2 protein-coding genes are annotated in these 619 nt (G+C 75.4%); one reads left to right on the top strand and one right to left on the bottom strand.

Annotated features, from left to right (window positions below):
- Nucleotides 1–334, bottom strand: a 334-nt coding sequence (locus H7U32_RS09550; protein WP_440201456.1) for a hypothetical protein, incomplete at its 3' end; no start/stop codon positions are given.
- A 102-nt stretch (nucleotides 335–436) separates the two neighbouring features.
- Here H7U32_RS09550 and H7U32_RS11195 point away from each other — a divergent pair.
- Nucleotides 437–619 (top strand): IS3 family transposase (locus H7U32_RS11195; RefSeq protein ID WP_204469817.1); only part of this gene is annotated, 183 nt, incomplete at its 3' end.

Genomic DNA, 619 nt, shown 5'->3' with positions numbered 1-619 from the left:
AGGCCAGGCTGGCCGCGGCGAGGGCGGTCGTCGGGGACGGCATGGCCAAGCCGGAGGCGATGAGGGGGTTCGGGGTCGCGAACATGGCCTCGCTGGACAACTGGTGCCGCTTGTGCCGCGGGGAGGGTGCCGGGGCGTTGCGTCCGAAGCGGCGGGGCCGGCCCGGGGAGCCCGGGGCGGCGCCGGCGGCGCGCGAGGAGGGGCTCGAGCGGGAGGTCGGGAGGCTCGGGGCGAAGGTCGTCCACCTGGGGGAATCGATGGCTCTGAAGGCCGCGGGGGACTGCGCGCGCGGGAGCGCGCGCTGGTCGTCCGCGAGCTTTCGGGGCTGGGCCATGGTCTGCGTGGCCTGCTGGCGGCTGCCGGCCTGGCGCGCTCGACCTACTGTTACGCGCTGGCGCATCCGAAGGCGTCCACGCGGCCCGAGCTGCACGGGCGCGTGCGGGAGATCTTCGGCCGCGAGGCCAATGGCGTGGGCCGCCGGCAGGTCGCCATGGAGCTGCGCGCGGTCGACGGGGTCGGGATAGCCGACAGGACAGTCCTCGGGATCATGCGCGAGCTGGGTCTGCGATGCCCGATCCGCCGCGGGAGAGCCTACCGCCGGCACCGTTCCTACAGGGGC

This window comes from Bifidobacterium pullorum subsp. saeculare, from assembly GCF_016899725.1.
Lineage (GTDB): Bacteria > Actinomycetota > Actinomycetes > Actinomycetales > Bifidobacteriaceae > Bifidobacterium > Bifidobacterium pullorum_C.
Note: the sequence above shows the minus strand (reverse complement) of the source record. Positions and strands in the feature narration are given on the sequence as shown.